Annotated in this window: 21 protein-coding genes; 13 read left to right on the top strand and 8 right to left on the bottom strand. The window is 74.3% G+C overall.

The window, feature by feature from the left end; translation table 11 throughout:
- On the bottom strand, positions 1–403 hold a 403-nt coding region (locus JQX11_RS15350; RefSeq protein WP_204925620.1), incomplete at its 3' end, for an Hsp70 family protein.
- 207 nt (positions 404–610) lie between these two features.
- Here JQX11_RS15350 and JQX11_RS15345 point away from each other — a divergent pair.
- From JQX11_RS15345 to JQX11_RS15335, 3 genes are all read left to right on the top strand, one after another.
- The gene (locus JQX11_RS15345; RefSeq protein ID WP_204925619.1) at positions 611–2,464 is read left to right on the top strand and encodes a GTPase domain-containing protein; all 1,854 of its coding nucleotides are present in this window, start codon (positions 611–613) and stop codon (positions 2,462–2,464) included.
- 17 nt (positions 2,465–2,481) lie between these two features.
- Positions 2,482–4,143, top strand: a complete 1,662-nt coding sequence (locus JQX11_RS15340; RefSeq protein WP_204925656.1) for a GTPase — start codon at positions 2,482–2,484, stop codon at positions 4,141–4,143.
- A gap of 118 nt (positions 4,144–4,261) precedes the next feature.
- On the top strand, positions 4,262–5,488 hold the full coding sequence (locus tag JQX11_RS15335) for a hypothetical protein (RefSeq protein WP_204925618.1): 1,227 nt from the start codon (positions 4,262–4,264) through the stop codon (positions 5,486–5,488).
- Between the two features lie 16 nt (positions 5,489–5,504).
- Here JQX11_RS15335 and JQX11_RS15330 read toward each other — a convergent pair whose 3' ends face one another.
- Together JQX11_RS15330 and JQX11_RS15325 are read right to left on the bottom strand one after the other, a co-directional pair.
- On the bottom strand, positions 5,505–6,416 hold the full coding sequence (locus tag JQX11_RS15330) for an NAD(+)/NADH kinase (RefSeq protein ID WP_204925617.1): 912 nt from the start codon (positions 6,414–6,416) through the stop codon (positions 5,505–5,507).
- A complete protein-coding gene (locus tag JQX11_RS15325) occupies positions 6,413–7,522 on the bottom strand; it encodes an SPFH domain-containing protein (protein ID WP_204925616.1) in 1,110 nt (369 codons plus the stop codon). Before JQX11_RS15325 ends, JQX11_RS15330 begins: the two co-directional genes overlap by 4 nt.
- Positions 7,523–7,597: 75 nt before the next feature.
- On the opposite strand from JQX11_RS15325, the gene JQX11_RS15320 reads away from it, so the two are divergent.
- Positions 7,598–8,284 (top strand): NUDIX hydrolase, encoded by a 687-nt coding sequence (locus tag JQX11_RS15320; RefSeq protein ID WP_204925615.1) that lies wholly within the window; start codon positions 7,598–7,600, stop codon positions 8,282–8,284.
- A 36-nt stretch (positions 8,285–8,320) separates the two neighbouring features.
- On the opposite strand, the gene JQX11_RS15315 is transcribed toward JQX11_RS15320, so the two are convergent.
- Both JQX11_RS15315 and JQX11_RS15310 read right to left on the bottom strand, forming a co-directional pair.
- A complete protein-coding gene (locus tag JQX11_RS15315) occupies positions 8,321–8,872 on the bottom strand; it encodes a phosphatase PAP2 family protein (RefSeq protein WP_307826194.1) in 552 nt (183 codons plus the stop codon).
- 201 nt (positions 8,873–9,073) lie between these two features.
- Positions 9,074–10,048, bottom strand: a complete 975-nt coding sequence (locus JQX11_RS15310; protein WP_204925613.1) for a hypothetical protein — start codon at positions 10,046–10,048, stop codon at positions 9,074–9,076.
- 512 nt (positions 10,049–10,560) lie between these two features.
- On the opposite strand from JQX11_RS15310, the gene pdhA reads away from it, so the two are divergent.
- From pdhA to JQX11_RS15280, 6 genes are all read left to right on the top strand, one after another.
- Positions 10,561–11,736 carry a pyruvate dehydrogenase (acetyl-transferring) E1 component subunit alpha gene (gene pdhA, locus JQX11_RS15305; RefSeq protein ID WP_204925612.1) on the top strand — a complete coding sequence of 392 codons (1,176 nt, stop codon included), beginning with the start codon at positions 10,561–10,563 and terminating at the stop codon, positions 11,734–11,736.
- A complete protein-coding gene (locus JQX11_RS15300; RefSeq protein WP_204925611.1) occupies positions 11,736–12,725 on the top strand; it encodes an alpha-ketoacid dehydrogenase subunit beta in 990 nt (329 codons plus the stop codon). Before pdhA ends, JQX11_RS15300 begins: the two co-directional genes overlap by 1 nt.
- A 5-nt stretch (positions 12,726–12,730) precedes the next feature.
- Complete coding sequence (locus tag JQX11_RS15295; RefSeq protein WP_204925655.1) at positions 12,731–14,179, top strand: dihydrolipoamide acetyltransferase family protein; 1,449 nt, start codon at positions 12,731–12,733, stop codon at positions 14,177–14,179.
- Positions 14,180–14,398: 219 nt separating this feature from the next.
- Positions 14,399–14,536 carry a hypothetical protein gene (locus JQX11_RS15290; protein WP_168222356.1) on the top strand — a complete coding sequence of 46 codons (138 nt, stop codon included), beginning with the start codon at positions 14,399–14,401 and terminating at the stop codon, positions 14,534–14,536.
- A gap of 342 nt (positions 14,537–14,878) precedes the next feature.
- The gene (locus tag JQX11_RS15285; RefSeq protein WP_204925610.1) at positions 14,879–17,713 is read left to right on the top strand and encodes an LppU/SCO3897 family protein; all 2,835 of its coding nucleotides are present in this window, start codon (positions 14,879–14,881) and stop codon (positions 17,711–17,713) included.
- Positions 17,714–17,825: 112 nt separating this feature from the next.
- The gene (locus JQX11_RS15280) at positions 17,826–18,038 is read left to right on the top strand and encodes a hypothetical protein (protein ID WP_088641895.1); all 213 of its coding nucleotides are present in this window, start codon (positions 17,826–17,828) and stop codon (positions 18,036–18,038) included.
- 45 nt (positions 18,039–18,083) lie between these two features.
- Here JQX11_RS15280 and JQX11_RS15275 read toward each other — a convergent pair whose 3' ends face one another.
- Positions 18,084–19,067, bottom strand: coding sequence for a DUF2690 domain-containing protein (locus tag JQX11_RS15275; protein WP_204925609.1), 984 nt, complete (start codon positions 19,065–19,067; stop codon positions 18,084–18,086).
- Positions 19,068–19,335: 268 nt separating this feature from the next.
- On the opposite strand from JQX11_RS15275, the gene JQX11_RS15270 reads away from it, so the two are divergent.
- The 3 genes from JQX11_RS15270 to JQX11_RS15260 all read left to right on the top strand — a co-directional run bounded on the left by JQX11_RS15270 (position 19,336) and on the right by JQX11_RS15260 (position 21,747).
- Entirely contained in the window at positions 19,336–20,151 is an 816-nt protein-coding gene (locus JQX11_RS15270) for a hypothetical protein (protein ID WP_204925608.1), read from the top strand.
- Positions 20,152–20,202: 51 nt separating this feature from the next.
- Positions 20,203–21,075 carry a transglycosylase SLT domain-containing protein gene (locus JQX11_RS15265; RefSeq protein ID WP_204925607.1) on the top strand — a complete coding sequence of 291 codons (873 nt, stop codon included), beginning with the start codon at positions 20,203–20,205 and terminating at the stop codon, positions 21,073–21,075.
- A gap of 318 nt (positions 21,076–21,393) precedes the next feature.
- Positions 21,394–21,747: a nitroreductase/quinone reductase family protein gene (locus tag JQX11_RS15260; protein WP_204925606.1), complete on the top strand. Its 354-nt coding sequence runs from the start codon at positions 21,394–21,396 to the stop codon at positions 21,745–21,747.
- Between the two features lie 77 nt (positions 21,748–21,824).
- On the opposite strand, the gene JQX11_RS15255 is transcribed toward JQX11_RS15260, so the two are convergent.
- Both JQX11_RS15255 and JQX11_RS15250 read right to left on the bottom strand, forming a co-directional pair.
- Positions 21,825–22,016, bottom strand: a complete 192-nt coding sequence (locus tag JQX11_RS15255; RefSeq protein ID WP_204925605.1) for a DUF397 domain-containing protein — start codon at positions 22,014–22,016, stop codon at positions 21,825–21,827.
- Positions 22,007–22,804, bottom strand: a complete 798-nt coding sequence (locus JQX11_RS15250; RefSeq protein WP_204925604.1) for a helix-turn-helix domain-containing protein — start codon at positions 22,802–22,804, stop codon at positions 22,007–22,009. The genes JQX11_RS15255 and JQX11_RS15250 overlap by 10 nt, the downstream gene beginning before the upstream one ends.
- Between the last annotated feature and the right edge of the window lie 25 nt (positions 22,805–22,829).

Below are 22,829 nucleotides of genomic sequence, written 5' to 3'. Positions count from 1 at the left end.
CGCCGGCCTCCTTGGTGGCCTGGCGCTGGCCGTCGTTGAAGTAGGCGGGCACGGTGATCACCGCGTCGGTGATCTGCTCGCCCAGGTAGGCCTCGGCGTCCCGCTTGAGCTTCATCAGCGTGCACGCCGAGATCTCCTGCGGGGTGTACTTCTTGCCGTCGATGTCGACGGTCCAGTTGGTGCCGATCTCCCGCTTGACCGAGCGGATGGTCCGGTCCGGGTTGGTCACCGCCTGGCGCTTGGCGACCTCACCGACGAGCACCTCGCCGTTGCGGGCGAACGCGACGATCGACGGGGTCGTCCGCGAGCCCTCAGCGTTGGCGATGACGGTGGGCTCACCGCCCTCGAGAACGCTGACGCAGGAGTTCGTCGTGCCGAGGTCGATACCGACCGCACGTGCCATCTTCGCTTCCTCGCTTCGTAACGGATGGGCAGGTCAGGTGGCCTACCCGGCGGGCCGCCCGGAGCGACCGCACCACAAGTTGAGTGAACTTGACTCAATAGTGCCACGCGATCGCCAAAGCGCAAGTCGAGTTGAGCCGACCCGACGCAACCTGACCGTTACTACCCTCCGGTTGTCTCTGTTGCATCGGTCGGGCACGCTTTAGCGGTGACGACGCACGGCGATCCCGCCACCCGGTCCGGCGCGCCCACCGTCGCCGCCCGCACCGGGTCGTCGGAGACCGACGAGACGCCGCCCGGCCCCACCGGAGACGGCCTGCCCGCCGCCCTCACCGGCCTGCGGGCCGCGATCGGCGCGGCCCGGTTCCCGCTGGCGCTGCCCTCGGCCGAGCCGGCGCGGCACACCGGCCGGGCGCTGACCGACCAGCTCGACGACTACCTGCTGCCCCGGCTGGCCCGGCTCGACGCCCCGCTGCTCGTGGTCGTCGGCGGATCCACCGGTGCGGGCAAGTCCACACTGGTCAACAGCCTGGTCCAGGCCCGGGTGAGCGCCGCCGGGGTGCTGCGCCCCACCACCCGCTCCCCGGTGCTGGTCTGCAACCCCGCCGACGCCGCCTGGTTCCGCCAGGGCGAGCTGCTGCCCGGCCTGACCCGCACCAACGAGCCCAGCGAGGACCCGGGCACCCTGCACCTGGTCACCGCCCCCGCGCTCGCACCGGGGCTGGCCTTCCTCGACGCCCCCGACATCGACTCGGTGGTCGACGCCAACCGCGCCCTCGCCGGCCAGCTGCTCGCCGCCGCCGATCTCTGGCTCTTCGTCACCACCGCCGCCCGGTACGCCGACGCCGTCCCGTGGGAGCTGCTGCGCGCCGCCCGCTCCCGGGGGGCCTCGATCGCCATGGTGCTCGACCGGGTGCCCCCCGAGGCCGCCGACGAGATCGCCGCCCACCTGTCCGAGATGCTCGCCGCCCAGGAGCTGGGCGCGGCGCCGCTGTTCGTCCTGCCCGAGACCTGGGTCGACGGCCAGGGCCTGCTGCCCGACCGGGTGACCGCGCCGCTGGGCGGCTGGTTCGCCCGGCTCGCCGCCGACGCCGAGGCTCGCGCCGCCGTGGTCCGGCAGACCCTGGACGGCGCACTCGCCTCCCTGCACCCCACGGTCGAGGCGCTCGCCGACGCCGCCGACGAGCAGGTGGCCGCCGCCGACGCGCTGGACGACCGGGTCCGGGCCGCCTACCAGGGCGCGCACCGCACCGTGGCCGAGGGCATGAAGGACGGCCGGCTGCTGCGTGGCGAGGTGCTCGCCCGCTGGCAGGAGTTCGTCGGCACCGGGGAGTTCTTCCGGACGCTGGAGGCCCGGATCGGCAGGCTGCGCGACCGGCTCGTCGCCGCGGTCACCGGCCGGCCCGCCACCCCCGCCACCGAGCTGCGCAACGCCATCGAGTCGCAACTGGTGACCCTGCTGCGCGGGGTCGCCGCCGAGGCTGCGGAGCACACGTACACCGCCTGGAAGGCGCACCCCGCCGGGGCCGCACTGCTCGAACCGCCGCTGGCGCACGCCTCGGCCGACCTGCCCGAACGGGCCGAACGGCTGGTCCGGGACTGGCAGCGTGCCGTGCTGGAGCTGGTCCGGGAAGAGGGCGGCGACCGGCGGTTCGTGGCCCGTACGGCCGCGTACGCGGTCAACGCCACCGGGCTGGCCATGATGATTGCCGTCTTCGCCTCCACCGCGTTCATCCCCACCGGTCTGGAGGTGGCGACCGGGGCGGGCACCACGGTCGCCGCGCAGGCCGTACTCCAGGCGATCTTCGGCGACCAGGCGGTGCGTACCCTCGCCGCGAAGGCCCGGGGCGACCTGCTGGAGCGGGTCCGCACGCTGCTCGACGAGGAGGCGGCCCGCTACCTGGCCCGCACCGACGCCGCCCGGCCCGGTCCGGAGGCCGCCGCCGGCCTGCGTCGGGCCGCCGCCCGGGTCGAGGTGGCCCGGCACCGCAGCGGCCTCGCCGACCAGGCCGGCCCGGCGCTACCGACCCCGACCCCGACCCCCGAGGACGGCATCCGGTGACCAACATCGTCGGCCGGATGCGCGAGGCGCTCCGGGGTGACAAGCGTGTCGACGCCGACGCCCTGGTGGCCCGGCTCGACGCGGTGCGCCGGTTCCTCGACGCGGTCGACGGCGAGGTGCCCGACACCCGGCTGGTCGGCGCGCACACCCTGGTCGAGCGGGCCGGCACCCGGTTGGCGCTGTCCCGGGACCACACGGTGGTTGCGCTGGCCGGAGCCACCGGCAGCGGCAAGTCCAGCCTGTTCAACTCCCTGGCCGGGATGGAACTCTCCCCGGTCGGGGTACGCCGGCCCACCACCGGTGTCGCGCACGCCTGCGTCTGGGGGCCGCTGGACGGCGGCAACCGGCTGCTCGACTGGGTAGGCGTGCTGCCCCGGCACCGGTTCGTCCGGGAGAGCGCGCTCGACGGTGACGACGAGTCGGCCCTGCACGGTCTGATCCTGCTCGACCTACCCGACTTCGACTCGGTGCAGCGGTCCCACCGACTGGAGGTGGACCGCCTGCTCGGCCTGGTCGACCTGGTGGTCTGGGTGGTCGACCCGCAGAAGTACGCAGACCGGGTGATCCACAACAGCTACCTGCGCGAGTTCCACCGGCACCGGGAGGTGACGGTGGTGGTGCTCAACCAGGCCGACCGGCTGCCCCCGGCCGAGCTGCCCCGGGTGCTGGCCGACCTGCGCCGGCTGCTCGACGTCGACGGGCTCGACGGGGTGCCGTTGCTGGCCACCACGGCGGTCGAGCCGAACGGGATGACCGGGCTGCGGGAGGCGCTGGAACGGGCGGTGTCGGACCGGCAGGCCGCGCTGCGCCGGCTCTGGGGCGACGCCGACTCGGTGACGGCCGCGCTGGGGGAACTGGTCGCCGTCGAGGCACCCGGGCACACCCCGGACGCAGAGACGATCCGCACCCTGGACCGGGCGCTGGCCGACGCGGCCGGGGTGCCCACCGTGACGGCGGCGGTCGAGGGGGCGTACCGGCAGCGGGCCGGTGCCGCGACCGGCTGGCCGCTGGTCCGCGGCTGGCGGCGGCTGCGCCCCGACCCGCTGCGCCGGCTGCACCTGACCGGCCCGGCGACCGATCCGCAGCAGCCGGCGCAGGCCCCGGTCGCGGCGACCTCGGTACCCGAACCGACGGCCGCCCAGCAGTCCGCTCTCGGGCTGGCCATCCGCGCGGTCGGCGGCCGCTCCGGCGGGGACCTGCCCGCCCCCTGGCCGGCCGCGGTGACCGCCGCGGCCCGGTCCCGCCTGGCCGACCTGCCGGACGCACTCGACGCGGCGGTCGCCGCCACCGACCTGGGCATGGAGCGCCGACCGCTGTGGTGGCGGCTGGTGGGCGGCGTCCAGTGGCTGGTCACCCTCGCCGCCGTGGTCGGGCTGGGTTGGCTGGCGCTCGGGTACGCGCTGCGCGCCCTCGGGTTGCCGGCGCTGGAGTACCCCCGGGTGGGCGAGACGCCGCTGCCCACCGTGCTGCTGCTCGGCGGGTTGCTCGCCGGCCTGCTGGTGGCGGCGGTGACCGGGCCGGTGATCCGGTGGGCGGCCCGGCGGGCCCGGCAGCGGGCCGAGGGGCGGCTCACCGAGGAGGTCGCCCGGGTCGGCGCGGAGTACGTCCTCACCCCCGTCCGCGACCTCGTCGACCGGTACGCCCTCGCCCGCCGCGCCTGGCAGGACGCCGCCGGCTGACCGGCCCCGGCGGGGAACGCCAGCGGCCCGGCGGCCATCGACGGACGCCGACCACCGGCCGGCGAACGCGGACGTCGGCACGGGTGTCCGGGGCGGCGCGGCGGCGTAGGGTCGTGCCATGGCCACGCCACAGACCCCCTACGACGCGGTGCTGTCCGCCGCCCGCGACGTGACCAGGCTGGACTGCGCGCTCGACGCCGAGATGCTCGGCACGGCGCTGCTGGGCAGCGTCTACGCGATCGCCGAGACCGACCGGGAAACGGCGGTCCGGGAATTCGTCTCCGGTTTCCTCGCCGCCACCTCCCGCCGCCGTACGGCCGCCGCCACCACCATCCGGCAGGTCTTCGCCGCGCTGGTCCCGACCGCCGAGGGCGCGGCGAAGGTCCGCCCCGGCGCGCAGGCGCCGGCCTGGGCCGGCCAGCTCGGCCGGGTCCACCTCACCGGCACCTGGTCCTACGGCGACGTGTACGGCGACCAGACCTCCTACCTGGCCACCTTCGCCTACGACGACGAGTCGGGTGGCCCGGAGCACGCCCTGGTCGCGCTGATCGACCACAACATCGGCATCACCAAGGACGTCTTCGTCGGCGGTCCGGCCGAACGCATCCTCGCGCAGGTCCGGCAGATGTGCGCCGACGACGACCTGACCTGGTTCCGGGAGGAGGACCCGACCCGGATGCACGGCGAGGTGGGCCGCCACCTGGAGATCACCGACGACCTCGGTGACCTGCCCGCCGAGGGTTCGCTCGCCACCGACCGGGCGCTGGTCGGGGCGCGGTTGGCGGTGTTGCCGCAGGCGGGTGCCGACACCACCGGCTGGCCCACCGAGCCGCTCTCCAGCGACGAACGCACCGCGCTTGTCCGGGCCTTCCTGGCCGCCCCCGAGGCGGCCCGGTACGGGCTGAACACCCTCGACGGCGACGCCGAGCTGGCCTCGCTGCACTTCTGCCTCGGTCTGCTCTTCGACCACGCGGCGAGCTTCCCGGACGCCGATCCGCTGCGCTGGAGCCCGGCGGTGGCCGGGCTGTTCCTGCTCGACTGGGTGCACCGACGGGCCGTGCTGGACATGGACGACGCGGCGATGCTGCCCCGGGTGCTGCGTGCCTGGGCGGCGTTCGCGGCGCGGCGGCGGGGGCTGCCCGAGCGGGCCGTCACCCAGACCGACGAGGCGATCGAGGAGCTGGTGCCGGAGTTCGCCAGGCTCTATTCGACAGGTGAGCGGCGCAGCCCGGCGACGGCGGCGGTGGCCCAGTTGATGGCCGACGGCGTCGACCCGGACGACCCGGTCGCGCTGGACGCCTGGATCGAGGCCAACCGGCAGCGCCTCGGCGACGACACTCCCTGACCGGCCGGACCGCCGGTCAGGGTTCGACCAGGGTCAGCCGGCCGGGGGCGACGTCGAGGCGGATGCGCTGGCCCCAGCGCAGCGTCAACCGGTCGGTCTCCAGGCCGTCGGCGAAGGCCACCAGGCCGTCGGACTCGGCGGTCAGCTCCAGCGTGCCGGTGCCGTCGAGGCGACCGGCGACCAGGTCGGCCCCGGTGACCGGGGAGGGCCACGCCTCCCGGACGAACCAGCACAGCGCCGGCTCCTGCGGGGCGGGAAGCGCGACGGCGGCCGGCCGGCCCCGGGCGATGGAGGCGCACCAGCCGGTGGCCCCGGTGCCGGTGCCGACGACCACCCCGGAGGACGACTGCCGCTCCCGGCGGGGTCGGCCGTCGGAGGTGACGTCGAGCAGGTAGCGGGCCGACTGGTGGGAGGGGTGCCCGACGTACACCTCGTTGAGGCCGACCAGTTCCTGGCCGTCGTCGAGGGTGGCCCGGACCATGGCCCGGTGCCGCAGCGGCGCGGTCCCGGCCACCACCGCCGGCAGCAGGGCGGCCACCTGGTCGCCGGTGCACCGGACCAGCACCCCGGCGTTGCGGCCCGGTTCCGGGTCGACGCCGACGACGGGCTGCCCGCTGAGGTACTTCGCCACGTTGGCGACCAGTCCGTCCGGGCCGACGGCGACGACGACGTCCTCCGGCCCGAACAGGAACCGGGGCAGGTCGTCGCGGTTCACCGTGCCGCGTCGCCAGTCGGCGGGGACGGCGGCCGCGACGGCGGTCAGCGCGCTCTGGAGGGCCTCGTGCCGGTCCACCACCTCGGCCAGGTCCCGCCCCCGGGCGCGCAGGTACCACTGGGCCGCCGCCCGGGTGCCGTGCCGGGCGAGCAGTTCGTCCAGCTCGCTGGGGCGGCGCACGACCACCACCCGGGGGGCCAGGGTGGCGCTCACCGGTCGACCGCCCCGGTCGGGCCGGTGAGCCGGCCGAGCAGGTCGGCGAGCAGGTCCGGGGTGACCGTGAGCTGGCCGATCGGGGGGAGCTGACCGGCGAGTTCCCGGACGGTGAGGGCCTGCAGCACCGCCGGCGGCAGTTCGGCGTACGTGGCCAGTTTCGCCGCCTCCGCCTCGGCCTCGGCGGCGCCGACGGCGCGTACCGTCTCGGCCTTGGCCAGGGCGAGCGTCCGTTCCTTGTCGGCGGCACCGGCGGCGAGCAGGCGCTCCTTCTCGGCCTCGGCGGTGGCGAGCACCCGGGCCCGGTCGGCGGCGGCGGTGTTGGCGACCGTTTCCCGTTCCGCCTTGCCGTGGGCGCTGGCCAGTTCGGCGGCGGCGTCGAGTTCGGCCCGGCGGCGGGCGTTCGCCCCGTGCTGCTCGACGAGCTGCTGCTCCCGGCGGGCCAGCTCGATCTTGTTCTGGAGTTCGTTCTCGGCGATGCCGCGTTCCTGCTCGACGGCCTGTGCCCGGCGGGCGTACGTGGCCCGGTCGGCCTGCACCTGCACGGCCTCCCGGGTGGGGGTCTGCAGGGCGCGTTCCAGTTCCGGTTCGGGCCGGACGGCGACGACCCGGGCGCTGACCACGGCGACGCCGATGTCGGCGAGCCGGGGCTCGGCGCCGAGCGCGGCGGAGACCGCCTCCCGCACGGGTGCCACGGTGGTCAGCGCCTCGGCCAGCGGCACCCGGGCGAGCAGGTCGAGGGCGGGTTGCTGGGCCAGTTCGGCCAGCAGCGTGGCCACCTGGTCGAGGGGGCGGGAGCGGGCCCGGCCGGTGCGCGGGTCGACCGAGAAGTCGAGCCGGGCGGCGGCGAGCGCCGGGTCGGCCACCCGGTAGGTCACGGTGGCCTGGACGGTGATGTCGGCGAAGTCGCCGGTGCGGGCGTGGAAGAGCAGCGGCAGCTCCCGGTCGTCCACCGGCACCTCGCTCAGCACGGCGGTCAGCGGCCGGTACCAGAACGACTGGCCGGTGCCCTCCCGCCGGACCCGCCCGGCGACGTGCAGCCGTACCCAGTTGGTCGGTGTCCCGCGCAGGTGGCGCAGGAAGAGTCGTCGCGTCACGTCGGCCATGGCTTCACCCTCCCCTTTTTCGTCGCTACGACGATAACCACTCTGCTAAGTTATCGTCAAGGTGGTGATAAAAAGATGACCGACTACCCGCCCTTCGCCGTGACGGTGGACCTGGTGGTGCTCACCGTGCGCGCCGACGCGTTGCACCTGCTGCTCGTCCGCCGGGGCATCCCGCCGGACCAGGGCCGGTGGGCACTGCCGGGCGGCTTCGTCGGCATCGACGAGGACCTGCCCGACGCCGCCGCCCGGGAGCTGACCGAGGAAACCGGGCTACCGGAGCCGGTCGGCCACCTGGAACAGCTCGGCACGTACGGCCGACCGGGCCGCGACCCGCGCGGGCGGGTGGTCACCGTGGCCTGGCTGGCGCTGCTGCCCGACCTGCCCGCCCCCGTCGCCGGCTCGGACGCCGCCTCGGCGGAGTGGGTGCCGGTCACCCGGCTCAGCCCCGGCCTACTCGCCTTCGACCACGACCGGATCGTCGCCGACGGGCTGGAACGGGCCCGCGCGAAGCTGGAGTACACCCCGCTGGCCGGCGCGTTCTGCCCGCCCGAGTTCACCGTGGCCCAACTACGGGCGGTCTACGAGACGGTCTGGGGCACCCGGCTGGACCCGCGCAACTTCCACCGGAAGGTCACCGGCACCCCCGGCTTCGTCAGCCCCGTCGGCCGCGCCACCGAGGGCGACCGGGGACGACCCGCCCAACTGTTCCGCCGGGGCCCGGCGACCCGGCTCCACCCGCCCATGCTCCGCCCCGAACCCTGACGGCCCCGGCGTGCCGACCGCCCGGCGACGGCAGGCTCAGGACAGCGCCGCGAAGACCAACCCGGCCACCAGGGCACCCACCAGCCCGCCGGTCACGACCTGCGCGACGGTGTGGTCGCGCAGCCGGACCCGGGACCAGCCGACCAGGCCGAGCAGCGGGACGGCCGGCAGCAGCCGGGGGCCGAAGGTGAGCACCAGCACCACCAGCGTGCCGGCGGCCACCGCCGAGTGGATCGACATCTTCCACCAGTGGCTGACCGACACCGCCACCACCAGACCGACCACCCCGGTCGCGACCAGGGCCAGCACCGGGCGCGGCGCACCGAGCGCCGCGAGCAGGGCCAGCCCGGCGACGGCCGAGACCAGGCCGAACAGCAGCGGCACCCGGCGTTGCTCACGCCGACCGATGTGGTGGTCGGTGAGCCGGCCCCGCCGCACCCCGTTGAGGACGTACGCGAACGGGATGCCGGCGGCGAAGACCGTGGCGAGCAGACCCCAGGCCAACCCCCGTACGCCACCCGCGCCGTGCCAACCGATCACCACGGTCAGCCCGGTGACCAGCACGGCCGGCGCGGTCGCCTCGGTCACCCACCGGGCCACCCGGGTCGCCGCCCCCGCCGGCCCGACGGGGACCTGACCGGGGGCGGACGGGACGTCGCGGGCCGGGGGTGGTCCGGGGTCGCCCGCCGGCCGGTCACCGCCCTCGTCGCGCGTACTCAGCGTTCCGCCCCCGCATGTCGTGCCGGCCGGTCGGTCGCGCCGGCCGGCGGCGTCCGCACCGTGGAGGGTTCAGCCGGCGTCGTTCGTCACCGTACCGTCCGGGTCGGTGCCGTCGTGGCTGGTCGGCGCGGGTATCGCCGGCGTCTGCGGCGTGGGGGCCGGGGTGGCCGACGGGCGGGCGGCCGGGGTCGACGCACGCACGGGTGGCGCTCCGACGCGCGGCACGCGACGGGCCTCGTCCCGCGGCCGGACGACGCGGGGGGCCCGGGTCGGGATGGCCGTCACGGTGGGCCGGGGGCGCGGGGTGGGGACCACGGTGACCGTGACGGTGGGGCACGGTCCGACCGTGGGCCCCGGCGTCGGGCCGGGTTCCAGGGTCGATGTCGGGCCGGGGGTCGGCTCGGGCGTGGGTACCGGGGTGGGGGTGTCGGAGGGCGCCGAGGTCGGCGACGGGTCCGGGGGCGGTTCGGAGAACGTGGTCGTCGGCTCGGCGCTCGGTTCCGCGCTCGGGCTCGGTTCCGCGCTCGGGCTCGGTGCCGTACTCGGGCTCGGTGCGGCGCTCGGCGAGGTGGGGGTGGGGTGGGCCGGGGCGGCCGGTGCGTGCGTCCGGGGGACGGGACGGGGGGTCGCGGCGGGGGCCGCCGGGGGCGGCGCGGGACGGTGGGTGGCACCGGTGCCGCCGGTGCCCGGGACGGGGGCGGGCGTGGGGGGCGGGGGCGCGCCGGTCGGGCCGGCCGGCGGCAGGGCCGGTTGGCCGGTGGCGGGCACCGGGACGACGACCGGGCCGACCGACGGGGTGGGCAGGAACGGGGTGCCGCCGTCCGGCAGCGCGGTGCTGCCCACGGTGGCGGAGCCGGCGCTGATCGCGGCGAGGACCGGCATGGAGGCGGCCCCGGCGAGCAGGGCGACGGTGAACAGGTAGCCCCGGTGCGGTCCGCCCAGGCCCGGGGCCCGGTGCACGCCGATCATCCGCCGGTAGCTGCCGCCGCCGGCCCGGTGCCGCCCGAGGAGGGGGATCGGGGGACCGTCACCTGGCTCGGACACCGCACACTCCCTCGTCGACCTGGACGTGTTCGCCGGTGGGCAGCACGAATCAGAACGGACATTATTCGCCAAACGCCCACCAATACCGGTCAGCTTGACCCAGTGACGCCCAGTTCACCAGGCACCACAGCGTGTCGACACACAAAAAGTCCGTCACCCGACCGGCACACCGCGACCGCCCGGCCGGGCGACGACAAAAAAGTCCACGGGTCACCAAGCGGACATGTCACCACCAGCGGGAGGGCCATACTGTGGGGCCGCTCACCTCCTCTGCAATCATTCAGGCACGACGGCAACGCAGCCGCCCCTCCGCGTACCCCGTGGCAGGCGTGGCTGGTGGCCGACGCTCCCGAACCGGGTTCGACCCATGGATCCGGCTCAGGTCGTGCGGCAACCCCCACCGGGGCCAGGCACGACCGCCAGGAACCAGTCCGGCAACAGCCGGGCCGGCGCACGTTGTGCGCGGACGGGTGACCCCCCGGCTCGGGCACAGACACGACAGGGAGAGACGGATGGCAAAGGGCGACCCTGCGGTCTCCAGCCGCGGCCGGCGAGCCGCACCCCGGTCCCGGCGGGCCACGACCGGCGAGCCGGAACTCGTACAGCTGCTCACCCCGGCCGGCGACCGGATCGAGAGCGCGACCGGGCCGGACGGCACCGAGTACCGCGTCGACTTCACCGACGAGGAGTACCGCGGCCTCTACCGCGACCTGGTGCTGGTCCGCAAGCTCGACGCCGAGGCGACCGCCCTGCAGCGGCAGGGCGAGCTGGGCCTGTGGGCCTCGCTGCTCGGCCAGGAGGCGGCCCAGGTCGGCTCCGGGCGGGCGCTGCGCAGCCAGGACATGGCCTTCCCGACCTACCGGGAGCACGGCGTCCTCTACTGCCGGGGCATCGACCCGATCATGCCGCTCGGCCTGTTCCGCGGCGTCGACCAGGGCGGCTGGGACCCGAACGAGTTCAAGTTCAACATGTACACGATCGTCATCGGGGCGCAGACCCTGCACGCGACCGGGTACGCGATGGGCGTCCACATGGACGGCCGCACCGGCACCGAGGACGGCGAGGCGGTGATCGCCTACTTCGGCGACGGCGCCACCAGCCAGGGCGACGTCAACGAGGCGTTCGTCTGGGCCAGCGTCTTCAACGCCCCCCTGGTGTTCTTCTGCCAGAACAACCAGTACGCCATCTCCGAGCCGCTGGAGCGCCAGACCCGGGTTCCGCTCTACCGGCGGGCCGGTGGCTTCGGCTTCCCCGGCGTCCGGGTCGACGGCAACGACGTGCTCGCCTCGTACGCGGTGACCCGGCACGCGCTGGACAACGCCCGGCTCGGCCAGGGCCCCAGCCTGATCGAGGCGTACACCTACCGGATGGGGGCGCACACCACCTCCGACGACCCGACCCGCTACCGGATCGCCAGCGAGGTCGAGGCCTGGCAGGCCAAGGACCCGATCGCCCGGATGAAGGCGTTCCTCGAACGGCAGCAGCTCGCCGACGCCGACTTCTTCGCCGAGGTCGACGAGCAGGCCCGCGCCGAGGCGGTGCACCTGCGCGAGCGGGTGCTGAACCTGCCCGACCCGCAGCCGGTCAGCATGTTCGACCACGTCTACCCGCACGGCTCGCCCGAGTTGGACGCCCAGCGGGCCCAGTTCAGCAGGTACCTGGAGTCGTTCGAGGGGAGCGCGCACTGATGGCCACGGAGACGCTCACCATGGGCAAGGCCCTCAACACCGGCCTGCGCCGCGCCCTGGAGAACGACCCGAAGGTCGTCATCATGGGCGAGGACGTCGGCAAGCTCGGCGGCGTCTTCCGGATCACCGACGGCCTGCAGAAGGACTTCGGCGACCAGCGGGTGATCGACACCCCGCTGGCCGAGTCCGGCATCATCGGCACCGCCGTCGGCCTGGCCATCCGGGGCTTCCGGCCGATCTGCGAGATCCAGTTCGACGGCTTCGTCTACCCGGCGTACGACCAGATCGTGTCGCAGGTGGCCAAGATGCACTACCGCTCGCAGGGCAAGGTCACCATCCCGATGGTGATCCGGATCCCCTACGGCGGCGGCATCGGCGCGGTCGAGCACCACTCCGAGTCGCCGGAGGCGTACTTCGCGCACACCGCCGGGCTGAAGGTGGTGACCTGCGCCAACCCGCAGGACGCGTACGTGATGATCCAGCAGGCCATCGCCTCGGACGACCCGATCGTCTTCCTGGAGCCCAAGCGCCGCTACTGGGAGAAGGGCCCGGTCGACCTGGACGCCCCGCTGTCCGGGGCGTACCCGCTGCACGCCGCCCGGGTGGTGCGGCCGGGCACCGACGCGACAGTGCTGGCGTACGGCCCGATGGTGCGCACCGCGCTGGACGCGGCGACCGCCGCCGCCGAGGACGGCCGGGAGCTGGAGGTCGTCGACCTGCGTACGCTCTCCCCGCTGGACCTGACCGCCGCGTACGAGTCGGTGCGGCGCACCGGCCGGTGTGTGGTCGTCCACGAGGCCCCGGGCAACCTGGGGCTGGGCTCGGAGATCGCGGCCCGGATCACCGAGGAGTGCTTCTACTCCCTGGAGTCGCCGGTGCTGCGGGTCACCGGTTTCGACACCCCCTACCCGGCCAGCCGGGTGGAGGAGGAGTACCTGCCCGACCTCGACCGGGTGCTCGACGCCGTCGACCGCACCTTCGGCTGGTGAGCGCGATGTCCCGGATCAAGGAGTTCAACCTGCCCGACCTGGGCGAGGGGCTGACCGAGGGCGAGATCCTCGCCTGGCTGGTCAAGGTGGGCGACGTCATCGAGCTGAACCAGCCGATCGTCGAGGTGGAGACGGCCAAGGCGGCCGTGGAGATCCCGGCGAAGTGGGCCGGCGAGGTGCGCTCGATCTTCCACCCGGAGGGGAGCACGGTCGAGGTCGGCACGCCGATCATCGCGATCGACACCGACCCGGGTGCCGGGCCGGTGCCGGAGTCGACGACCGCCGCCGCCGCGTCGACCCTGCCCACCCCCTCGGCCGCCTCCCTGGCCGCGGTGCAGGTGGCCCCATCAGAGGGGATGGTCGAGCCGGGCCTGATCGGCGGCGTAGCCCCGGGTGGCCGAACGGCCGTCCTGGTCGGCTACGGCCCCCGCAACGCCCCCGCCAAGCGCCGCCCCCGCCGTTCCCCCGCCCCCACCGATCATGGGGTTGTGGCGGCGGACAAGAACGTCCCTGCCCCTGCGAAACCGGCACCACCAGTCCATGATCGACGGAGCGTGGATAGCGCGGTGCTGGCGAAGCCGCCGGTGCGCAAGCTCGCCAAGGATCTCGGGGTCGATCTGGGTGCGCTGGTGGGGTCGGGACCGCTGGGGTCGATCACGCGGGAGGACGTCCAGCGGGCGGTGGCGGGGAGCACGGTGGCGGCCGAGCCGGCGGCGGCGACGCCACCTGCCACCTCGGCCGCGAGCTTCGGCGCGGACCGCGAGCAGCGCATCCCGGTCAAGGGGGTACGCCGGCTGACCGCCGAGAACATGTCCCGCTCGGCGTTCACCGCCCCGCACGTCACGGAGTTCCTGACCGTGGACGTGACCCGGACGATGAAGGCGCTGGACCGGCTGCGCGGGCGGCGGGACTGGCGCGACGTACGGGTCTCGCCGTTGCTGCTGGTCGCCAAGGCGGTGCTGTTGGCGGTCCGGCGGCACCCGATGGTCAACTCCACCTGGGCCGGCGACGAGATCGTCGTCAAGGAGTACGTCAACCTGGGCATCGCGGCGGCCACCGAGCGCGGCCTGATCGTGCCGAACATCAAGGACGCCGGCCGGCTCACGCTGCGTGAGCTGGCGGATGCGCTGACGGGTCTGGTGCAGACGGCCAAGGCGGGAAAGACCTCCCCGGCGGACATGTCCGGCGGCACCCTGACGATCACCAACGTCGGGGTGTTCGGGGTGGACACCGGCACCCCGATCCTGCCGCCGGGCGAGTCGGCGATCCTGGCCTTCGGCGCGGTCCGTGAACTGCCGTGGGTCCACAAGGGCAAGGTCAAGCCGCGCCAGGTGACCACCCTGGGGCTCTCCTTCGACCACCGGATCATCGACGGCGAGTTGGGGTCGAAGTTCCTGCGGGACATCGGGGACTTCCTCGCCGACCCGGAGGCGGCGCTACTCGCCTGGACCTGACCGGCGACGTTCCGGCCACGGCCGGTGTGCACAGGGTGAACGCCCGGCACACCGGCCGTTGCCGTTGAGGGAAGAAATAGTGGCCCAGATCGCTCTTTGACCTACGATCCTTAGGCCCGTGTTGCAGCTCACCTAATAATCGATGGCGATCGCCGCCCGATGGGTGTTCAATGGAGTCATCAAGGGGCTGACAACCGAATAGCCGGAGGAGAGACCACCATGAGCATGATCGAGCGAATCCGCACCCGTCGTGACGCCAACCGTCGGGCCCGTGCCATCGAGCACGCGCTGCGCTCCGCCAACTCGCCGGCGGTCCGCGAGGAGATCCTCGCGATCGCCCAGCGTCACATGAGCTGACCCGGCACCGACTTTCCTCTCCCTCCTCCAGATCGATGACCCGCCCGGGCCCCGGGCGGGTCATCGGCGTTCCGGACCCGCTGAGACCGGGATTCCGCCTCGCCACGACGCCCGGTACGGTGGTTCCGGTCGCCACCCGCCGACCCGGACACCGATCGCGACGGATGGAAGCCGATCGACACCGTCCGGCGACGCGGAGTGACGGCCGGTGCTGCATGGGGGCCGCGCGCGCGTACCGGATACCGTGCGGGGAGACCGCACGGCCGAACCGCCGGGCACCGGCGACACGGCCGACCGGACGGACGGCATCGGCGGCCGACATGTGATGGAGGAGGCGCACCCATGACGTCCGAGGGCCAGCACCGTCCCGGCCAGGAGCCGGGCGAGGCGCCGCCGGGCTCCGGTGGGCCGGCGCCGTACGGCGACCGGCAGCCCCAGCAGGACCAGGGGTACGGCGTCCCCGCCACCCCCGACCTCGGCTGGGCCCCACCACCCCCCACCGGCCGGGCCAACCCGCCCGGTCCGTCCTGGTCGGCACCCGACCAGCCGGCGGCCTGGGGCGGCGCGCAGGTTCCGCAGCAGTCCGAGCCGACCGAGGCGTGGAACCCGCCGCCCGGCGGGGCACCGCCCACCGAGGCGTGGACCCCACCGGCCGGCCCGCCGCAGCCCGCCTGGGCGGGGCAGCCCGAGCAGCCCGCCTGGGCCGCCGCGCCCGCGCCGGCCGCCGGCAAGCCCGACTCCTCCGCACAGCCCGGTTGGGCACCGTCATCCGAGCCCGGCTGGGCGCAGGCCGAGCAGCCCGCACCGGCCTGGGCGCAGCCCGAGGCCGGAGCCCGGGGCGCCGCCCGGGTGCCGCAGCCGGACAACCCGGCCGGCGGCGGCTGGTCCCCGCCGGCCGACCCCGCCCCCACCTCTCCCGCCGGCTGGTCCGGTCAGGACGCCGCAGCGCGGGAGGCGACCCCGGGCACCAACGGCTGGGGCACCGCCCCCGCACCGCAGCAGGACGACCCGGCCCGCTCCGGCGGCTGGCCGGCCGACGACCGCGCCGACGCCGAGCGCGCCGACGCCGACCGGGGCCATGCCAACCGGGGCAACGGCTGGCCGGGTGACGACCGGGCCGGGGCCGACCCGGCGCGGGGTGGCTGGCCGGCGGGCCCGCAGGACGGGCCCGGCAACTCCGGCGGGTGGGCCACCCGTGGACCGTCCCGCCCCGACGAGGCGCACCGCCCCGCCGGCCGGGCCTCGGTGCCCGTGCCGGCCCCGGCGGAGCCCACCAACCAGACGGCGGCCTGGCCGCAGCCGGAGGCCGGGGCGCAGGCGGCGGGCAACGCCGCAGGTGTCGACAGCCGGTCCACCGAGGACGATCCGTCCCGCTCGGGTGGCTGGGCCGCGAACCGGCCCGGCCCGGACGACGCCGGCCGCTCCGGTGACTGGCCGGACGGCACGCGGGACGACCGGCAGCCGCCGTGGGGTGCGCCGGACGAGCCCGCCACGGCCCGGTGGGAGGGTCAACGCGAGCAGGCCACCCCCGACGGCTGGGCGGCCGGCGCTCCCGCCCGCGCCGACCAGTCGCGTCAGGACGACCCGGCGTCGGGTCAGGAGTGGCCGGCACCGGTCGCGCAGCGGGGTGCGGCCTCCGTACCGTCGCCGGAGCACCCGGAGTCCGGGGCCGCCTGGGCGACGCCGGAACAACCCGCGCGCGCGTCCGCCTCGGTCTCCGCGCCGGACGGTCCGCCCGCCTGGGCCGGCAACGACCACCAGCAGCCGCCGTGGCCCGGGGCCGAACGCCCCGTCGTGCCGGAGGGCGAGCCGTGGGCACCCGAGCAGGCGTGGGGTCGCGCCGAGCCCGCCGGCCAGCCGGCCGAGGGCGGCTGGGAGCCCCGCCGTGGCGATGACCAGCCGATCTACCAGCCGGGGCCCGCACCCGGCATCTCGCCGGCCAACAAGGTGCCGCTCCCGCCGCAGGAGCAGCGCGTTCCGGGGGCCAGCCTGGCCGCCGCGCCGCCTGCCGACTACGTGCCGCCGGCGCCGTTCGGGGGCCCCGGCGACCAGCAGCCGCACGGCCGCGAGGCCGCCGGTTGGGGTGCGCCGGAGCAGCCGCAGTTGCCGGCCGGCCCGGCACTGCCCGCGCAGCGGCTCGCGCCCGAGTCCGAGGGTGCCGGCCGCGCCCCGGTGCCGACGGCCGACGCCGGTGAGCCCGGTGCGGTCGGCCGCGCCTCCGCCAGCGCTTCGGTGCCGACGGCCAGCCGGGTCGCACCCCCGAGCGACCAGGCGGCACATCCGGCCGGCCCGGTCGTTCCGCAACCCCGGGTGTACGGCCGACCGGCCCGCCCGGAGCCGCCGGAGGAGGCGGACGAGCACGACCCCCGCCGGCCCGAGCAGCACGACGCCCGGTTCGCCGACCAGGACCGCACCCGGTTCGACGGTCCCCGCTTCGACGACCAGGAGCGGCAGCACGGCTTCGGCGGTGACACGCCGTCGTCCGCGCCACCGGCCGCGCCGCCCGCGTTCGGCGGCGGCATCCCCGCTTTCGCCGACCCGGCGGGCAGCAACCGGCCGATGAACGGCACCCGTCCGCACGGGCCGGCGGACCGGCCGGCCGAGCCGTTCGGGGCCGGCCCGACCAGCGGCGCACCGGCCGGTGCCGCACCCGTGCCGGGGTACGGCCACCCGGCGCACGACCCGGCCCACGGTGGCTACGCCTCCCCGTTCCCGCCCACCGGGCAGCAGTTCGGGCCGGCTGGGCAGCCGTCCGGCCCCACGGGTTGGCCGGGTGAGCCGGAGCAGGAGCAGGGGCGTTTCGACGCGTTCAAGCCGGACGCCGAGCCGGAGCAGAAGGCCGAACAGCCCACGCCGAAGGTACGCAACGGGCGGGTGCTCGCCCTGGTGCTGATCGCGGCGGTGCTGATCCTGGCCGTCCCGCTGGGCCTGCTGATGCTGCTCGGCAAGATCGGCTCGGACGACGACAAGCCGGCCCCGTTCAATCCGGCCGTCGGTTCCTGCGTCAAGCAGTCCGGTAACGGCGCGAGCGCGGCGAACTGCGACGAGCAGGGTGCCTTTACGGTCGTCTCCAAGGTGGACGCCAAGGAGAAGTGCACCGACCCGACCCAGCCGCACGTGGTGTTGCAGGGCGGCGGGGTCGACCGGGTGCTCTGCCTCAAGCCGGCCGGCCAGTAACGACGTACCGACGGCGGGGACCCGGGTGGACCGGGTCCCCGCCGTCGGTGTTTCGGGCCGCGCGGACTGGGCAGTCTAAGAGGACATTGACGTAGCCCGAGGAGGTCACCCCATGGCAGGCAACGAGAACGAGGTCAACCGCAGCGCGCGCAGCGGCCGCTTCGTCACGGAGGGCACCACCGAGCGGGACCCCCGGCACACGACCACCGAGCAGGTCGGCAATGGCGGGGAGCAGGAGGTCAACCGCAGCGCGAGCACCGGCCGGTTCGTCACGGAGACCACCGCCGAGCTGCACCCGTCGACGACCGAGACCCAGCACGTCTGACCGACCGGCCGACCACTGCCCTCCGCACCGGCGCGGGGGGCAGTGTCATGTCCGGGCACCGAGCTGCACGCACGGGGTACGCGCGCTGGCCAGGACGCTGCGGTTGTCGGCCGCGGCGATGTCGACGGTGACCGACACGCAGCCCCTCGTGGTCCGTAGCACGTTGCCGAACACGCTGTACACCTGACTTTTGATCATGAACGGGTAGTCGAACCGGCTGGCCGCGCCGTCGGCGGGGCGGGTGGCCGCCAGCCGGATGGTCGCCCCGGTCGGCACCCGCTCGGTGGAGACGAACAGTGGCCAGGCCGCCTGGCAGCGCGGGGAGTAACGCAGGGTCAGGCTGCCGTAGGTGGGCTGCGTCGGGTCGGGGTCGGGCACCGGGACGGTCTCCGTGCTGACCGCGTCCACCTGGCAGCGTTCCTCCTGCGGGTCCGCCCCGTCGGGGACCGGCGTGCCGCCGGTGGCTGCGGGGTCGGTGGGTGCCGGGCGGGACGCGTCGACCGCCCGGTCCGAGGGCCGGTTCGTCCGGGGTTCCCGGTCGGCGATCATCGGTACGACCGAGCCGGCGACGAGCACGGTGAGCCCGGCCGCCGCGACCAGGGCCCACCGGGGCAGCGGTGCCCACCGGGGTCCCGGTGTGCGCCGGGCCGCCGCCAGTGGTGGCGACGGCGGTGGCCCCGGGACCGACTCATCCGACGGCCCGTCGGCTGTTGGCCCGGCGAGCGCTGGCCCGTCGGCTGCCGGTCCGGCGGGCCGGTCCAGTGCGGCCTCCCGGTGCCACCGGTCCCGCCAGGCCGCCTCGTCGCCGCCGCAGGCCCGGACGAAGGCCAGGGTCAGCTCCAGCGACGGCAGGCGGGTACCGGCAAGCACCCCCGCCAGCGCGGTGTGCGAGTAGTGGGCGGTCGCCGACATCCTGCGTAGTGACGGCTGCCCGGCGTCGCGCCGGAGCCGGGCGAGATCAGCGACGAACTGGTGGTGCCGGACCTCGCCGGAAACCTGCTCGCCGACTCGTCCGCTTCGACCCGTCATGGACCCTCCCCTGCATGTAAACCCTGGTGTCAACGCACGTCAAGCCAGTGCTTTACAGGCGGGTGCCACGACAGGATCGACCCCGGAGCAGCCACCCGCCGGATAGGTGCCGGTGAATATGATCTCACGGCGAGTGTCGGGCCTGACACGCATCCGTTCGGCTCGAAATCGACGTTCGCCCCGGGGATACCGGACCGCACGGAGCACCGCCCGACGGGTACGCCGCACCACTTCCGGTGCGGCGCCGACCTCTCGACAGGAGAACCGCGTGTACCAGCCGAACGACTCGAACCCCCCGGGTCGCACATCCCGCCGCGCACTGCCGAGACTCGCCGTACGGGTCCTCGCCGCCTGCGGCGTCACGGCGATGGTCCTGGTGGGCACGGCCGCACCGTCGTTCGCCGGGATCTCCGGCTACAGCGTCGCCGGTACGGGCGGCGCCGGCCTGATGGTGCGCACCAGCCCGTACGACGCGAACGCCGGCTCGGTGGCGCTCCTCGGCGACGGCACCGGGTTCGTCGCCGAGTGCGCGGTACGCGGGCGCAACATCTCCGGCAACTCGGTCTGGCACCGGATCAGTTCCCCGGCCAGCGGCTGGATCAGCGACTACTACACCAACACGCCGGGGTTCAACCAGTACCTGCCCGGTGAGCCGGAGTGCACCACCACCCCGCCGCCCACCGGCACCCGCGAGGACCGGGCGATGGCCTGGGCCCGGTCGGTCATCGGCCAGGCGTACACCAACGGGGACCTGGGTGACTCCAACCACCCGTGGGACGGCTGGTGCGACAACTTCGTCGGGCACGCCTACGGTCGGGCCGCCAGCGGCTACGCGTCGGCGATCGTGCACTACAACGCGCTGCTCTCGCGCGGCATGATCCGCACCACGGGCACCCCGCCGTCCGGCGCGCTGGTCTTCTACGCCGCCGCGTCGATCAACGGCTACTACGGCCACGTGATGCTCTCCGAGGGCAACGGCAACTACATCACCTCGGCGGCCACCGTCCGCCGCGTCTCGCAGACCTGGCCCGGTGCGCCGTACCTCGGCTGGTCCTACGCCGACCCGGAGTGGACCGGGCGCTGACGCCCCCACCCTGCCCGGCTCCCCTCCCGGTCGTCCGCTGAAAGGATCACGATGCGTCTCCCCCTTGCCGTCCCCGCGGCCCGACGCGCCCTGCGTCTGGCCCTCGGCCTGACGCTGGCCGCCGTCGTCGGCGTCAGCGCCATGCCCACCCCCGCCACCGCCGCACCCGCCACCACCGGCCCGGCCGCCCACGCCGCGTCGGCCCCCCGCCCGGCCGACCAGGCCAGGCCGGCCAGCGTCGGTGGCCCCGCCATCAGCGCGAAGGCGAACCGGGTGGGCGTCAACGCGGTCGGTATCGACCTGTGCGCCCAGGTGGCGTACGCCGCCGGGTTCCGGAACAACCCGCTGGTCACCGCCGTGGCCGTGGCGATGGCCGAGTCCTCCTGCAACCCGTCGGCGGTCGGCAGCAACGGCCCCACCGCCGGCTGCCCCAACGGTTCGCTGGACCGAGGGCTGTGGCAGATCAACAACTGCTACCACCCCACCGTCAACGACACCTGCGCCTACAACTCCCAGTGCAACGCCAACGCCGCCTACAGCATCTCCAGCGGCGGCAGCAACTGGCAGCCCTGGTCGACGTACAACAACGGGGCGTACGCCGCCTACCTGTCCGCCGCACAGGCGGCGGTGGCCCGCCTGGGTGGCACCGGCGACCCGCCGGCCGTGACGGGCACGATCCTGGCCAACCCGTCGCTGAACATCCGCACCGGGCCGGGCACCACCTACGGCATCGCCGGTTCCGTCAACTACGGCGCCACCGTGCGGATCGCCTGCTACACCTTCGGCGAGTACGTCAGCGGCGGCTACTGGCCGTCGTCCACCTGGGACCGGATCACCAACCCGGCGACGGGCGTGACGGGCTACGTGGCCGACACCTGGGTCAACACCACCTACGACGTGAAGACGATGGTCGGTCGCTGCTGACCGTCCCGTCCGGGGCCGCGCGGGCAGGGTCGGACCCACCCGCGCGGCTCCACCGTGACCGCCGCTCCTGCCCCCTCGCTTCTGGCTCGGCGGCGGTCACACCTCGCCCCCACGGGCGCGGCGGCGGCGACCCATGCGTTGCCTGGAGAGCGGTATGCCTGTCAGGCATATTTATGCCTGACAGGCATACCGGTGTACGCCGCTACCACTCTCCCTGGCCCCGTGGCGGCCGGCGGTCGGGGTTCTCACTGATGTTTGCCGGGAACCGGGCGGTGTTACGGTCGGCGTGGAGCTTTCACATCGACGACGGAGGCCCGGATGGGTCAACGAGGATCGTTCCCCTCGGGACTGGCGCGGTCGTTCAACACCCGGATCATGGCGCTGCGGTCGTCGCCACGCTGGGGGCGTTTTCTCCGGCGGCACCTGGCCGTGGTCACCTACACCGGTCGCCGTTCCGGGCGGACGTTCAGCACGCCTGTCGCGTACCGACAAACCGGCGACGCGGTGGTCATCCAGGTCGCGATGCCCGACGCCAAGCAGTGGTGGCGGAACTTCCTGGGCGAGGGCGGCCCGATCTCGCTGAACCTCGACGGGGCCGACCGGGCCGGGCACGCGGTGGCCCGCCGGGACGACCGGGGCCGGGTCACCGTCACCGTCGACCTAAACCGCTGACAACGGCGACCGTCGTCCGGGTCACGATGCCCGGTCCGTCCCGGGGCGACGTGCACTCATGACCGGTGGCCGGTCGATCAGACTCGATCAGGGACTCGGGCGACGAATGCCCGCCAAGCTTCGGGAGTGAAGGCGAGAGCAGGGCCGTTCGGGTCCTTGCTGTCCCGTACGCCGACCACAACGCGCAGATTGTCGGCCACCTCGACGCAGTTGCCGCCGTTGGTGCCGGACCTCGTGGACTTGCGCCATCGCGCGCCGGTCATGTCCATTTCTCCGCCATTTCCTTTATCAGACTCAGAGACGGCCTACGGGGAAGCGCATCCCGCAGAACCGCCTCCCAGGTCTTCTGGAGCGTAGCAATCTCGGTTGTTCCGCTGACGGTCTGCGATCTCACCTGATGATCGATGTGGCCGACGGTGGTCTCATCAGGCATCGTGGCGAGGATGAAGCCGCCTTGCAAGCCAGGGTAGAGCCCGGCATCGTCCGCGACGATGTGAATTTGGACGTGCGGGAGTTCGGCGACAGAAGCAAGGTGATCAACTTGCTCGCGCATAAGGGGCCGGTCGCCGTTGACCGTCCGGCGAAGCACAGCCACGTCAAGAACGACCACCACGTGCGGCGGGTCCTCCCTACTCAGGATCGACTGGCGCTCCATCCTGGACCGGACTCGGTGAGAGACTTCCTCAGCGCCGAGTAGGCCGCTGGCCCGAAGCGTCGCCTGCGCGTACGTCTCCGTCTGAAGGATGCCGGGGACGAATGCTGGCTCGTACCATCGCAGGGCCTTGGCCTGATCTTCGAAGTTGATCCACTCACGTAGCCATACCGGAGCCATGTCGAGCGCTGCGAGTCTCTCCAGAAGTCGCCCGAACATGCCACCCGTCCTGAGCGCCTTGTCGATCGCCGCCACGTAGTGCTCTGTGGGCGGACGAGTGCCCGTCTCTACCGCGCTGACGTGTGTGCCCGAGTAGCGGATGAACTTGCCGAACTCACCTTGGTTCATTCCCCGCGACGTCCGAGCATGGCGCAACTCGTCGAGCAGGATCTCCGCCGCCGACATGCTCACATTCCCCAAGCCTCCCCCA

Origin of the sequence: Micromonospora humida (genome assembly GCF_016901255.1) — a bacterium.
Lineage (GTDB): Bacteria > Actinomycetota > Actinomycetes > Mycobacteriales > Micromonosporaceae > Micromonospora > Micromonospora wenchangensis.
This window is presented reverse-complemented; position numbering and strand designations above follow the sequence as displayed.